The sequence below is a fragment of the Legionella waltersii genome, assembly GCF_001468085.1.
GTDB classification, from domain to species: Bacteria; Pseudomonadota; Gammaproteobacteria; order Legionellales; family Legionellaceae; genus Legionella; species Legionella waltersii.
Window position 1 is genome coordinate 222,035 of sequence record NZ_LNZB01000051.1, and the last position, 12,772, is coordinate 234,806.

Sequence of the window (12,772 nt, forward strand, 5' to 3'; positions counted from 1 at the left end):
CTTGTTGGTGATTTTTTACATTCAACAGGAAATAATGTCTATAATTGCCCTAGGCACGACAGCTCCACCAGCCTCACCAACAGCTACAATATTTGCTTGTGCAGGAGTCTGGGCACCACTAGAAGTACCTGGAGTGCCTGTTCCACCTGGGCTTTCTGGTTTGGTTTGTGTCGAAGCACAAGCACTTATTGATGCTATAAAACATAAAACCATTAGCGGTTTAATTGCATGAAAAATGATAGACTTCATTGATTGTATAACTCCTCAAAATTCCTTTTTTTGCATTTTTTACATGAATTTTCATACCTATGCAAGGACCAATCTACCTATTTGACAACTAAGTTGGTTCTAGATATTGTTGCCATATATTGTTAAAGTCAAATCAAATGGTTGAATAATGGTCGTATCGGCTTCGTTTCAAGCATATTAAAACTAAGGATGGAACAATGTGTACTCTAAAAACCTTTAAGCGCCTAGCATTATTTTTTTCAATCGTTTTTTTATCTTGCACCTATGCAAAATCACCGGCTAATTCGAATAATACCGCGACGATCAGCGCCACGTTTACTTCGCAACAGTCTGCAAGCTCTTTAGGGCAGTTTATTGCTTGTAGCAGTCGCCTTGCAACATGCAGTATTTCATTAAGTATTTCGGATGGAAATTTTGGAACCATTACCATTAAAAATACCTCTACCCAGGGAGCTACTGCCTATGACATTCATGCTTACCCACCAGCGGGGTGGGATAATGTTGTAGAAGATTCCTTTTGTGCAGAATTGCTACCTGGAGACACTTGCGTTGTTGTTATACATGCCACAGAGGGTTTGACGCACAGTAAAGAGACAGCATTTATTAGAGGGAGCAATACCGAACCAGCATCATTTGATTTAACGGTAACTGACTAATCCCTTTTATAGGTATCAGACAATAATGAATGATTAGAGAATAAACTAAGGAAGCAAATGATATACCCTAATATCTTAAGCACGATTGGCCACACCCCAGTGGTAAAGATAAACCGTATTGGTAAAGACCTGGAGTGTGAACTCTACGTAAAATGCGAGTTTTTTAATCCAGGGGGCTCGATTAAGGATCGAATTGGCTATGAAATGGTTATGAAAGCGGAGTTGGAAGGTAGAATTAAACCTGGCGATACCTTGATTGAGCCTACTTCTGGAAACACAGGCATTGGAATTGCTCTAGCAGGTGCAGTGTTAGGATATAAAGTCATTATCACCATGCCTGAAAAAATGAGTCAGGAGAAGCAATCAGTGCTTGAACGTTTAGGGGCAACAATTTATAGAACACCAACGGAAGCGGCATCTCATGATCCAGAGAGCCATATTTCTTTAGCAAAGCGCTTACAAGCAGAGATACCCAACTCCCATATTCTTGATCAATACGCAAATCCGAATAATCCAAATGCCCATTATTACGGTACAGCCCAGGAAATCATCGATGATTTTGGTAAAGATCTACATATGGTCGTCGCAGGAGTTGGTACAGGAGGCACCATTACAGGTACAGCTCGTCGCTTAAAAGAATTCAACCCGTCCATTAAAATCATAGGCGCTGATCCTGAGGGTTCTATTCTGGGTGGTGGGACTGAAGTAAAGCCTTATTTGGTTGAAGGGATTGGCTATGATTTTTTCCCCGAAGTGCTGGATAATCACTTAATTGACGCCTACGTAAAAACCAATGACGCAGATTCTTTCAGGCTCGCTCGTGAGCTTATGCGTTACGAGGGTTTATTGGTTGGAGGCTCCAGTGGATCAGCGATGTGTGCTGCATTACAAGCGGCCAAATCGTTAAAAAAGGGGCAAAAATGCCTGGTTATTTTACCTGACTCAATTCGTAATTACATGTCCAAATTTCCTCATGATGAATGGATGAAACAAGAAGGTTTTTTATAGTTTAAGGCCTTGTTTATTATCCGCTCCCTGACGGTCGCGCCTCGGATCCGTATGGAAGCAAACCGAGCCGAGACCGTCAGGGCTGAGGAATCGACTCAAATTATATTGCCTCAACTAATCTCTTCTATGATGGTTAGTAAGCGTAGGTCCGGCGCTTCGCCAAATGGTGCTGCCATAAGCAGGGTCATTCGTTAAAACGGATAGTTTCGTATCCGCTTGCTGACGCGCGCGACTCGGTTCCTTCCCCGCTGTGACTAGGATTTGATTCAGACAGCAAAGAAGGAACCGAGCCGCGCGCGTCAGCAAGCGGAGCGATGTTGGCCGTATAGAAGAACCTAATGACGCTGCTTGAGGCAGCACCATTAGGCGAAACACCCGACCTTTGGTATAAATGCCCCATTTTAAAAAATGAGTCGATCCCTCAGACATCAGGGAGCGGATAAGTTCTATTGATGTAATTGATTTAAGCAGTTATAGATTTCGCAGGAGGTCTATTTTCAACTTGCTCAAAGAGATCATCGGGTGAGACATAACCCAAACTGATCCATTGCGCTAAAGCAGAAGTTAATGATTTCGCTTTCACTGACTGGTCAACAGAATCACTCACATCGAGCACTTCGCTCTCAGACTGCATGATTCTGGCAAAGGTCTGCCCAGGACTAACTGCCATATTTTGACCGCTAGGCAGATTATTTGTATACATAGTCAGTAAATCATCATAAGTGATTTCGTTTAATTCAAGCATGTTCAGTAAATTTTGTTGCCACTTGTTATGCATTTGACGCAAGCGCTTATTGTCTTCTTGGATTACACTGACCATTTCTGAAATGGTAAGCCCTTCAGGGCAAGGTTTCTCCACTGGTTTCGCAGGACTTATTGCTAGTTGCCCAACGTACATAAAGTCTGATTTACTTTTAACGGAGGGATGATACCTCCCTTGATTTGACTGAATGACAATTCCTGAATGTGGATTATTGGGATTACCAACAAATGTAACTCGTTTTCTTAGCTCTTTTTCATGCTCTACAATCGATAAAGTCAGATTAATTCCAGTAACCTTGGTAAAGGCCTCTAGTGCACTGACTGGAATACCCACATTTGGCTGACGTAAACTAGCTTGCGTTGTGGTAGGAGGCAAATCAGCAAACACTTCTTTGTATCGCAGTGGATTTGCATAAATTTCATCAATCATCATTTGCTGCAAAACGTAGGCCATACACTCAACTATTTCTGATTTTCGATTGCCATTTACCAACATGTTCATGCGCTCAGTCGCTGTTAAATAAGGCTGGGTGCTAATGAACTTGGGAAAATGATAGTAAAAGCGTTCTAGAATTTTTTTTAGAGTATCGTCATTTACTCGGGAAGTTCTTTTAAAATAATCAAGTAAAGCGACTGCAAGGGCTTGATATTGCCCACCACCCACATTGATATGAGTAGGCTTGGTTTCTGCTCTATTCGTGCTCTCAACTGTAAAAAAACCAGTCCTCGGCATTTCTTTCTCCTACCCCAGTTTATATTTTAATTCTACCTAATTCAGATTAAGGAAATATTAACCAATTTTTTACAAATTGTTGCTTGCATGTACTCTTTCCAGAAAACTATAAGGCCATATTGAACTTAAAGCAAGCATAGTTTTTTCAATTATAGCATAAGCCAATGTTTACAAGCATGTTCAGTGCCAAATTTATAGTTAATGTCAATTTTGTTCAATAATTCCTTGCGTATCTCCTTAGCATGCGTGCAAAAATTGCCGATAATCAAATAAACTGTTAGGCTAATTGAACAGACTTCTTTTGGAGCGATCATGGAAGACTATCAAGAAGATGAGTTGGCTCGCATCAAAGAATTACTCAGGCACTCCAGTGAATTCATCGCTTATTTTGAATTAGTTGAAGCCAAAATGATAGACTGGAAGCAAAATATCGAGCAACACGCGATTCGATTAGAGTCACAATTTCAATCGATAAAAAGGGAACTCTCATCCATTCAAACTAATTTGTCACAAGCGAATCTCGTTCAATTTAAGAAGACTACCGAAGCCGCTTTATCACAGGGCGAGGCTCACCTGCGAGGTATAGAAAAAACGTGCCAACAATTAACAACAATAGCCCAACAACACCAAGCACAGATCAGTCATTTAACTGAGGAATGTTTGGTTAAAATTGATAAACACAGCAGTGATACTCTGCATTCTATGAATGCTCAATTGTCGAAGTATGACGCCCACCAATTTCATCGGATTGCTTCGGAAAGTTGCGATCATGTTGATCGGGTTGCAAGCGATGCCGTCTATAAGAGTACAAAAATTCTTAGAACCTTTAAGCTTAAATTGGGACTATTGCTGGTGTGTACCACCATTCTATCTGCTTTCTTTTATTCTCTTTATCTAAATGATGAATTACCATGGGAAGCTCATCAGCAGGTGATGCATGAAAGACAAGCTGGTAAAGTATTATTACGTGCTTGGCCTAAATTGACTCAAGATGAAAAAGCTAAAATTCTAGACGAGCCTATTTTTGAGGAAGGATAAACTGACACTACCTTTGACATTTAACACATTAATTGCATTAATTCTTGTAATTAGTTTTGGCTTTATTGCAATTTATAGTGTTCCTATTAAAAATAGACATCGTATAAGCCGATGGAAATCAAAACTTCAACTGGATAAACACGCACCTATTTTTGAATCTATCTTTAGTGAAGTCAATGGATTTCAGTTGTCTCAGATCTCTAAACAGAATTGTAATGCCATTGACTACATCTATGGAGAAATTGAGTTTTTGCCTTTTATTTCTTTATTGTCTTTGGTTAAACCTAATACCGATACTGTCTTCTATGATTTGGGTTCAGGAACTGGTAAAGCCGTTATTGCATGTGCAATGGTTTTTCCTATTAAAAGAGCCGTAGGTATTGAACTCTTTCCATTGCTTCATGAAGCCTCTTGGGATAGGACTGCTAAGCTAGAGGTTATTGATGGATACCAGTGCATTCAGGATAAAATATCCTTTATACAAGGGAATTTTTTAGACATTAATATATCTGATGCAACCTTGGTTTTTATAAATGCAAGTACCTTGATCGGTAACTCTTGGAACTCCTTAATTAAACGCCTAGAAAGCACCAGCTCAATTAACACTGTCATTACTACGACAAAGCCCCTAAAATCTGGGGTTTTCACCATGGTTAATGCCACTTGTGTAGAAATGAGTTGGGGAGTTGTAAATGCCTATATTCATCATAGGCCCTAAGTAATTTATACTAACTTGTATGAAAACATTGAATAATTTTTTACCCGATCTATACTTATAAAATCAAAAGGGTAATTGTCAGCGCCTGATGTGTCTTGGTAGCAGACATTAGAACAAGCGAATAATCGAGGTGGGTATATGATTAAATCCGAACTCATTGAACAGATCGCTGCTCGAATGACGCATCTTACTGAAAAGCAAGTGGCAGATTGCATCAATAAAATGTTAGAGCTTATGAGCGACGCACTGATTAATCAGCAACGAATTGAAATTCGTGGCTTTGGTAGTTTTTCACTGCACTACCGACCACCACGTAATGCTCATAATCCTAAAACAGGTGAAAAAGTGGTAACTGAGGCAAAATACAGCCCCCACTTCAAGCCAGGCAAAGAGCTTCGTGAACGAGTAAATTCTTCTCGCGCGAAACACCCTCTACCTAAAGACGAGTAATTACTCGATGTATCTAGGTTCGCGGCAAAGTAACTCCTGTTTGGCCCTGGTATTTGCCTCCACGGTCTCTGTAAGAAACCGCGCAAACTTCACTTGCCTCCAAGAACAGCATTTGCGCAACACCTTCATAGGCATATATTTTAGCGGGTAGAGTTGTTGTATTAGAAAACTCTAAAGTAACATGCCCCTCCCACTCAGGCTCTAGAGGAGTTACATTGACTATAATTCCACATCGAGCGTAAGTTGATTTACCAAGGCAAATCGTTAGTATATTGCGAGGAATACGGAAGTATTCCACCGTTCTTGCAAGTGCAAAAGAATTCGGGGGTATGATACAAACATCGGATTGAACATCTACAAAGCTATTCTCGTCAAACGCTTTTGGATCAACAATCGCTGAATTTATGTTTGTAAATATTTTAAATTCATTTGAACATCGAACGTCATACCCGTAGCTAGAGACTCCATAAGAAATGATCCGACCGTTTTCGTTCTCACGAACTTGACCTGGTTGAAATGGCGAGATCATCCCATGTTCTACCGCCATTTTCTCTATCCATCTATCTGATTTAATTGACACGTTAAATCCTCATTTTTCTTTTAGAAATACACGCCAATCTGTGCAGATACAGTATCAGCACTTTGACCTGTACCTAATGTTGGCATATTCACTGCACCCACTGGAGCAGCACCATTCGCAAATTGTGTGAGTCCATAATCTATATCATGCCTATACTCTAAGCTTTCAACGGTGTCTTTCCATATTGATATGTTAAATACACCTAAGTACCTTTGTTTGGGGAGGTTAAGTGCTAGAGCATCTTTAGACCATTGATATCCAACGCCTAGGGATGCCGGTCGATTGAAAGCAATAAAAGTGACACCCGCTTCCGTTTGTAACGCTTGAGGTTTTGCTCCTCTCCCGTTAAAACTCAAATCTTGCACCCTAAAAGCCTGTGTAGTACCGACCCATTCTGCGGTTAAATTGTAGCGGTCATAGCCCAAGTTGGCATGAACATCGACAGCCTGAGTTTTTCGAACGTTTTCGTTACCATTAGTAATGGATCCAAATCCACCAAACGTTGTGCCTACAGCTGAACCCGTGCTTTGCATGCCACCAGCATCGTCAATGGAGCTAATGTAGCTTGCGCCAATTTCTCCGTTGACTTCACCAAATCCGTAAATATATCCTAAATTAACACCTCCAACCCCAGATTTTCCGAAAGTGGTGTCGCTTTTATACCCATATACAGCTGCAAATGGCCCAGTGTCTTCCTGAGATTTATAACCGAAAATCACAGGCCTTGTTTTAGTTCTGGCTAACACTAAAGGCAAAGGAGCGCTAATCATCGAGCTAGAGTAGCGTCCGAATGGGGCATAAACTTGGCCAGCGGTGAAATACCAAGGCGTTCTATCCAAATTACCGATATTTACAAAGCCTAAATTTAAATTAAAGGCTGAGTTAGCGACTCGTGGTCCAGCAGCAGGGGGACTTTCGTCATAAGCGATAGCGATATAGGCCTCTACATTTTGGTTCAGTGCTGCGGCTATGTCTAACTCACTTGAGCCCAGTGTTACATCACCATCATCTCCTTTGGAGTGGAATGGGTTGTTTATTGTAGCAACTGGTTCAGTTTTACCACTTATCGAAATAATTGGCATCTGTGGCACTGGATACCCTATTTTCTGATAAGCACGGTATAGGGCTCGTCTCTGCTGCATCAAGCGAATATCTCGGTTAATACTTGAGATATTGACTATGTAATCAGAACCATCAAACGCCGGTCTATCACCCAGATAGGGCGAACTAACCACAGGAGTCCCAGCAATATAAGTGACAACACGATTATCTGCCACTAATGCCGTCGGGTAGAAACTAAATGACTCTGGATGAGCATCAATGGAATGCACTGTGACATGTGACTCATGGTATTTTTCTTTTTTAACGGGTGCTTGTTTAACCTCTGGAGTCGTTTCAGGCTTCACGGATTTTTTAGCAATAACTTGATGTTTATGTGACTCAATTGCTGTCTGGTGTGAAGCTAATTGTCTTTGCAATCGGTCAAGCTGAGTTTGTAGGTCTTCTGCTTGACGCTTTAGTAGACGAATTTCTTGTTTTAAGTCTTGATCTTGGTCCGCATACAATGGCGTTGAGATACAGGCTAGAGCCAATAGAATTTTATTTAACTTCATGCGGGGTACTCCTGATTATTATTTTTACTTCCACAACTAAGCTTGAGGATTATAGCTTGGGATTTGTGAGCTGGCTATAGTGCTTTGAGGTACTTTATTATCTCTTTTAAATTCGGTTTGCTGACCTACTAATGCTGGCAGTTACTTGTTAACCGCCAGCCTTGGACTGTGGTTTAGTGTGCAGTAAGTGTTTACAGCACTTACCGAACCATTCATTTTGTTGTTAGACGTTTCCTACGTAGTTAATACCAAAGTAAGGTCCATACAGTCCATAATCTCCACTTCGAACTCCACCAACTACTTGTCTATATTGGCCTTGAACAGCATTAAAGTAGTTCATTGCCTCATAACCACCTTGTACGTTTAGAACCCCCTGCGACAAAGGATAAGCATAATTTACACCGAGCTTTGTTTCTAGACTAGGAACAATGCTGCTTTTAGAACCGTATACACCTGCTATCACAAAAGGCGATGAGCCAGGGAGGGTGGCCAAATTTCCTATGTTGTATCTTGAGTGCCCAAGGAGGATGGAAGCCGCTGCATTAGCGGTAAGACTCCAACTACTACTCAGATCATAAGAGTAATCCAATCCCAAAACTGGACCAATGCCCTTAAAGTCGGTGTTATCAAATCGTTGTCCTGATACGGATTGGTTACCCACTGGAGGTGGAAATGGAACAACCAAGGTGTTTGCAAAAGAGTCATTTACGTTAATTTCTATTGAAGCGTATTGTACGCCTGCGTAGAAGCGCATCTTTTTTACGCGACCGAAATCCGCGTGTTGCCCCATGACCAAATTAACTTGGTCGAAATTACTGGTATTAATTTCTGTAAAGGGTTGATTAGCTCCATTAATGGCAGGATAAACACCACTAAAATATCCTCGACCTATGTAATCATCAAAATGAGTCCAATTTATGGTTATGTCATTCCCTGTATTAAAATGATAAGAGCCTTCCAAACGATATGCCCAATCCCAATCTTCTAGTGCATCATGCACTCCATTGGTTGAGTTTTCTAGTAAGCGGTAGGATTGTGCGGCGGTAGTTACTCGTTGCAAGTAAAGCCCCTGAACCCCTAAATCCCACATTTTTGCTTCACAAGGAACTGTTACACTGCCTGGGGTACATACTGGCCCCATGGTTCCGGCAAATCCTAGATTACTTGCTATCAAACTGAGTAAAATGGTTGATTTCCTATTTAACATACTGTCTCCCTAAATAAAAAAGCCCACCAAAGTTGATGGGCTTTAATCAGTTTAACTGTCTAGCAAATTAAACGTTACCAACGTACTTCAAACCAATGTATGGACCAGAAGCAGCGAAGTCAGTTTCAGCAAGACCTGCGTTACCGTTATTGATGTTGAAGTTATGCAATGCATTGAAGTAGTTGAACCACATGTAACCTACATCTAGAGTCAAATCACCTTGTGCCATAGCATAAGTGTAATCAGCACCTAACTTAGCTTCTAACTCAGGAACCATAGAGTTCTTAGAACCATGAACCCAAGTTGGGTTAGTTCTGTAATATGTAAAGTCACTGCTTCCAACCAAAATTGCAGCAGCTGCTTTAGCATAAATACCAAAACCATTGCCAAACACGTACATCATGTCTAAACCAGTACGTGGACCGAAACCGGTGAACTCAGAGTTGTGGTAACCTTCGTGAGCGTTGTTTAAGTATACGTTTGTATCATGGCTGATTCGAGCGTATTGAACACCACCGTGGAAACGCATTTTCTTGTTAGCACTGAAGTCAACGAATTGACCCAACTCACCATTCACTGCATCCCATTTGTTGTTGATGTCATGGTATCTAGTTGTAGAGTACCAGTGGTTTGTATCACCATCAAAATGGTACCAGTTAATGTTGATGTCGTTTCCAGTGTTGAAGTGATAAGAACCTTCTAGCTTAAAGCCCCAGTCCCAATCTAAATCAACATCGTGATACCACTCAGAGTTACCGCTTACATGTGACCCACGGTATCCCCAGTCAGCGTCATAAATTGGTTGCAAATATAGAGCAGTGATTCCAACATCCCATGCGGTTCTTTCGCAAGGAACAGTTACATTACCTGGTGTGCAAACTGGACCCATGGTACCAGCGAACACTGCACTGCTTCCTAAAGCGAGTACTGCCACTGCTGTTTTTTTCAAACTAAACATGCCTTGTCTCCACTTGTTTATTATTGAGTTTCCATTTTATTGATAACCCACCATTTGGAGTTGTCAATAGCACGCATCGTCGCTTAGGGTCGAAGCATGCAACGCTTAAAGTATCTGCAGGGATTTTGTATAAGTCAAGAAAATTTATTGAAAAACTGAATATTTTCATTAAGATATATGCTATTTTGCACAGCGGGGCTATTTTTTAATCAGTGTGATGGTGACGCGTCGGTTTGCTGCTCGACCATCTTCAGTATCATTTCTCCCTACAGGAAATTTAGCACCAACCCATGTCACATTTAGTTTTGATTGAGGCACACCTAACCACAATAAATAGTTTTTAACGGCTTTTGCTCTGTATTCAGAAATCGCATTGTTATAGCCTTTGCGACCACTTTCATCCGCATAACCTATTACCTCAATTTTATCAATTTGAGCATCTACTTCGACGTATTTTGCTATTCTTCTGAGCTGATTTTTATCGGCATCGCTTAATGTTCTACCGTCTATGCCAAAGTGAAACACGCTTTCTTTAACGTCAGCATATTCAAACGTCAGTAAATTACCAACGCATTTTTGATACGCTGAATAGACCTTTCGAAAGTGAATTGGCGACAAAGATACACTGGTACCAAATCCTTGCTCAGACATGTAGTTAACATTAATTTGGTAACCTTGAGACAAAAAGGTTAATAGCTTTAAGGTCGGCTCCCTGTCCAAAAATAGCCCGAACTCACCTGGTTTTATATAAACTCGACTCACTGCATAGGATTGCCTTTGACCAGGTTTCCAGACAGGAGGAGCTGCAATCACTTGTGCGGGAAGAGTTCTTTCTACTTGATCCCATTTTCGCAAAATAAAATGTGGCTTTTTAGTGGCATATTGTTCAAAATATCCAATGCCATAGTTAGGTATTGTTAAAGCAAGACCACAACGTAGCTGCGTTCCATTCACGCGCCAATTTTCGTCGCCCATGGGACTTGCATAGTGAATTTGTGGTGCTGCTCGGCCAATACTCATCCCAATGCATAAACACACACTTGTTGTTAGTATTATTCTGTTGAACCCATGACCAATTGTCATTTTTTGTTCATCCTGGGATGCTATTTCGTGTTATTCTTCCTTATCGGCAAATTCATAGGAATCTTTACATGAAAACTCTGGTCATTACTCAACCTGATGATTGGCATGTTCATCTGCGTGACGGCGAATTTTTACCACATACTGTTTCCGCTACAGCACATCATTTTGCTCGGGCTTTGGTAATGCCAAATCTTAAACCCGCTTTAACCACGGTTAAGGCTATTGATGAATATCGATCTCGAATTCTTGACTGCATTCCTAAAAGTGTCTCGTTTGAACCCTACATGACGTTTTATTTGAATGAATCGGTTACCAGTGATGAGATTGAATTATCAGCAACCACCCCTTATATCCTTGGGGCCAAGCTTTATCCAGCGGGAGCTACCACGAATTCTGAAGCCGGAGCAAAATCGTTAAAAGCCTTATACCCTCTTCTAGAAACATTGCAAGCGAACAATAAAGTGCTTCAAATTCACGGAGAGGTAACTCACAGCGATATCTTCGAGAGAGAAGCTCTATTTATTGATGAGTATTTAAAACCTATTGTTGCTAATTTTCCTAAGTTACGAATAGTCCTAGAACATATTTCCACGCAAGCAGCTGTGGAGTATATCCGCCAAGCACCTTCTCAAGTGGCAGCCAGCATAACCCCACACCACTTATTGTACAATCGAAATAAACTTCTCGTGGGTGGTGTTCGCCCTCATTATTACTGCCTGCCAATTTTAAAGCATGAGAATGACCAAAAAGCGCTACAAGATGCGGTAGCCAGTGGTAATCCTAAATTTTTTGCAGGTACAGACAGTGCTCCTCATGAAATTCACACCAAAGAAAATGCCTGTGGCTGCGCGGGGATTTATTCAGCACCTTATGCAGTAGCGCTATACGCTCAAGTGTTTGATCATTTAGGACAACTACCTAGACTGAATGATTTCTTAAGCCATTTTGGCTGTGGGTTTTATCAATTACCGGCCAACAAGCAAACGTTAGAACTTATCAAATCTAAACAAACAATCCCCCAGCACCTACCGTTTGGCTCCACGCAAGTAGTTCCTATGGCTGCAGGAGAAACCATCGAATGGAGTATCAATGAGCAAACCAAATAAGGCGATACCCCAAACCATGAAAGAGCGCTTTCGTGGTTTCTTGCCCATAGTCGTTGATATTGAAACCGCTGGAATTGATCCCCAAAAAAATGCGCTTTTAGAAATTTGTATTGTCATTGTTCAGATGGATGCCGAGGGGATTCTAAAAAGAACAGAAAGTTACTTTGAGCATGTTTTGCCTTTCCCTGGCGCTGAACTGGATCCAAAATCACTTGAATTTAATCAGATTGACCCATTTCAACCGCTTCGTTTTGCAGTTGAAGAACGCACAGCCTTAGAGAAATTATTCAAACCTATTCATGTGGCATTAAAGCAAAATCACTGTCAGCGAGCTGTTTTAGTAGGGCATAACGCCTGGTTTGACCTCTTGTTTTTGAAAGCCGCCATACAAAGGTCCGATGTAAAATCGCCTTTCCACGCATTTACTTGTTTCGACACAGCGACTTTAGCCGGCTTAATCTTTGGTGAAACGGTGCTAGCAAAAGCAGCTAAAGCAGCGGGGATTTCCTTTGACCCGAATGAAGCACATTCTGCAATTTATGACGCAGAAAAAACAGCCGACTTGTTTTGTGAGATGGTGAATAGATGGAGAGGATTAGCTCTTAAATAGT

The 12,772-nt window shown here is 41.1% G+C and carries 14 protein-coding genes; 7 read left to right on the forward strand and 7 right to left on the reverse strand.

The genetic code is table 11. The features are described from left to right. Positions 1-21 precede the first annotated feature (21 nt). Entirely contained in the window at positions 22-249 is a 228-nt protein-coding gene (locus Lwal_RS10740; RefSeq protein WP_058480794.1) for a hypothetical protein, read from the reverse strand. A 197-nt stretch (positions 250-446) separates the two neighbouring features. On the opposite strand from Lwal_RS10740, the gene Lwal_RS10745 reads away from it, so the two are divergent. Together Lwal_RS10745 and Lwal_RS10750 are read left to right on the forward strand one after the other, a co-directional pair. Then, positions 447-905, forward strand: a complete 459-nt coding sequence (locus Lwal_RS10745) for a hypothetical protein (protein ID WP_058480795.1) — start codon at positions 447-449, stop codon at positions 903-905. A 57-nt stretch (positions 906-962) separates the two neighbouring features. Beyond that, on the forward strand, positions 963-1,913 hold the full coding sequence (locus tag Lwal_RS10750; protein ID WP_058480796.1) for a pyridoxal-phosphate dependent enzyme: 951 nt from the start codon (positions 963-965) through the stop codon (positions 1,911-1,913). Positions 1,914-2,376: 463 nt separating this feature from the next. Here the strand turns inward: Lwal_RS10750 and Lwal_RS10755 are convergent, their stop codons facing one another. Beyond that, positions 2,377-3,408, reverse strand: coding sequence for a hypothetical protein (locus tag Lwal_RS10755; protein WP_058480797.1), 1,032 nt, complete (start codon positions 3,406-3,408; stop codon positions 2,377-2,379). A 312-nt stretch (positions 3,409-3,720) separates the two neighbouring features. On the opposite strand from Lwal_RS10755, the gene Lwal_RS10760 reads away from it, so the two are divergent. The 3 genes from Lwal_RS10760 to Lwal_RS10770 all read left to right on the forward strand — a co-directional run bounded on the left by Lwal_RS10760 (position 3,721) and on the right by Lwal_RS10770 (position 5,614). After that, positions 3,721-4,446: a hypothetical protein gene (locus Lwal_RS10760; RefSeq protein ID WP_058480798.1), complete on the forward strand. Its 726-nt coding sequence runs from the start codon at positions 3,721-3,723 to the stop codon at positions 4,444-4,446. 13 nt (positions 4,447-4,459) lie between these two features. Further along, positions 4,460-5,164, forward strand: coding sequence for a class I SAM-dependent methyltransferase (locus Lwal_RS10765; RefSeq protein ID WP_157737801.1), 705 nt, complete (start codon positions 4,460-4,462; stop codon positions 5,162-5,164). A 138-nt stretch (positions 5,165-5,302) separates the two neighbouring features. Continuing rightward, a complete protein-coding gene (locus tag Lwal_RS10770; RefSeq protein WP_058480800.1) occupies positions 5,303-5,614 on the forward strand; it encodes an integration host factor subunit beta in 312 nt (103 codons plus the stop codon). 13 nt (positions 5,615-5,627) lie between these two features. Here the strand turns inward: Lwal_RS10770 and dcd are convergent, their stop codons facing one another. The 5 genes from dcd to Lwal_RS10795 all read right to left on the reverse strand — a co-directional run bounded on the left by dcd (position 5,628) and on the right by Lwal_RS10795 (position 10,992). Further along, on the reverse strand, positions 5,628-6,194 hold the full coding sequence (dcd, locus tag Lwal_RS10775; RefSeq protein WP_058480801.1) for a dCTP deaminase: 567 nt from the start codon (positions 6,192-6,194) through the stop codon (positions 5,628-5,630). A 20-nt stretch (positions 6,195-6,214) separates the two neighbouring features. Beyond that, on the reverse strand, positions 6,215-7,807 hold the full coding sequence (locus Lwal_RS10780) for an LbtU family siderophore porin (protein ID WP_058480802.1): 1,593 nt from the start codon (positions 7,805-7,807) through the stop codon (positions 6,215-6,217). Positions 7,808-8,030: 223 nt separating this feature from the next. Then, the gene (locus Lwal_RS10785) at positions 8,031-9,014 is read right to left on the reverse strand and encodes an Lpg1974 family pore-forming outer membrane protein (protein WP_058480803.1); all 984 of its coding nucleotides are present in this window, start codon (positions 9,012-9,014) and stop codon (positions 8,031-8,033) included. A gap of 67 nt (positions 9,015-9,081) precedes the next feature. Further along, complete coding sequence (locus Lwal_RS10790) at positions 9,082-9,972, reverse strand: Lpg1974 family pore-forming outer membrane protein (protein ID WP_058480804.1); 891 nt, start codon at positions 9,970-9,972, stop codon at positions 9,082-9,084. Positions 9,973-10,170: 198 nt separating this feature from the next. After that, a complete protein-coding gene (locus Lwal_RS10795) occupies positions 10,171-10,992 on the reverse strand; it encodes a flagellar protein MotY (protein ID WP_408607325.1) in 822 nt (273 codons plus the stop codon). Between the two features lie 131 nt (positions 10,993-11,123). Between Lwal_RS10795 and pyrC the strand changes: the two genes are divergently transcribed. Beyond that, the gene (pyrC, locus tag Lwal_RS10800; protein WP_058480806.1) at positions 11,124-12,161 is read left to right on the forward strand and encodes a dihydroorotase; all 1,038 of its coding nucleotides are present in this window, start codon (positions 11,124-11,126) and stop codon (positions 12,159-12,161) included. Further along, the gene (rnt, locus tag Lwal_RS10805) at positions 12,145-12,771 is read left to right on the forward strand and encodes a ribonuclease T (protein WP_058480807.1); all 627 of its coding nucleotides are present in this window, start codon (positions 12,145-12,147) and stop codon (positions 12,769-12,771) included. Before pyrC ends, rnt begins: the two co-directional genes overlap by 17 nt. Position 12,772: the final 1 nt, after the last annotated feature.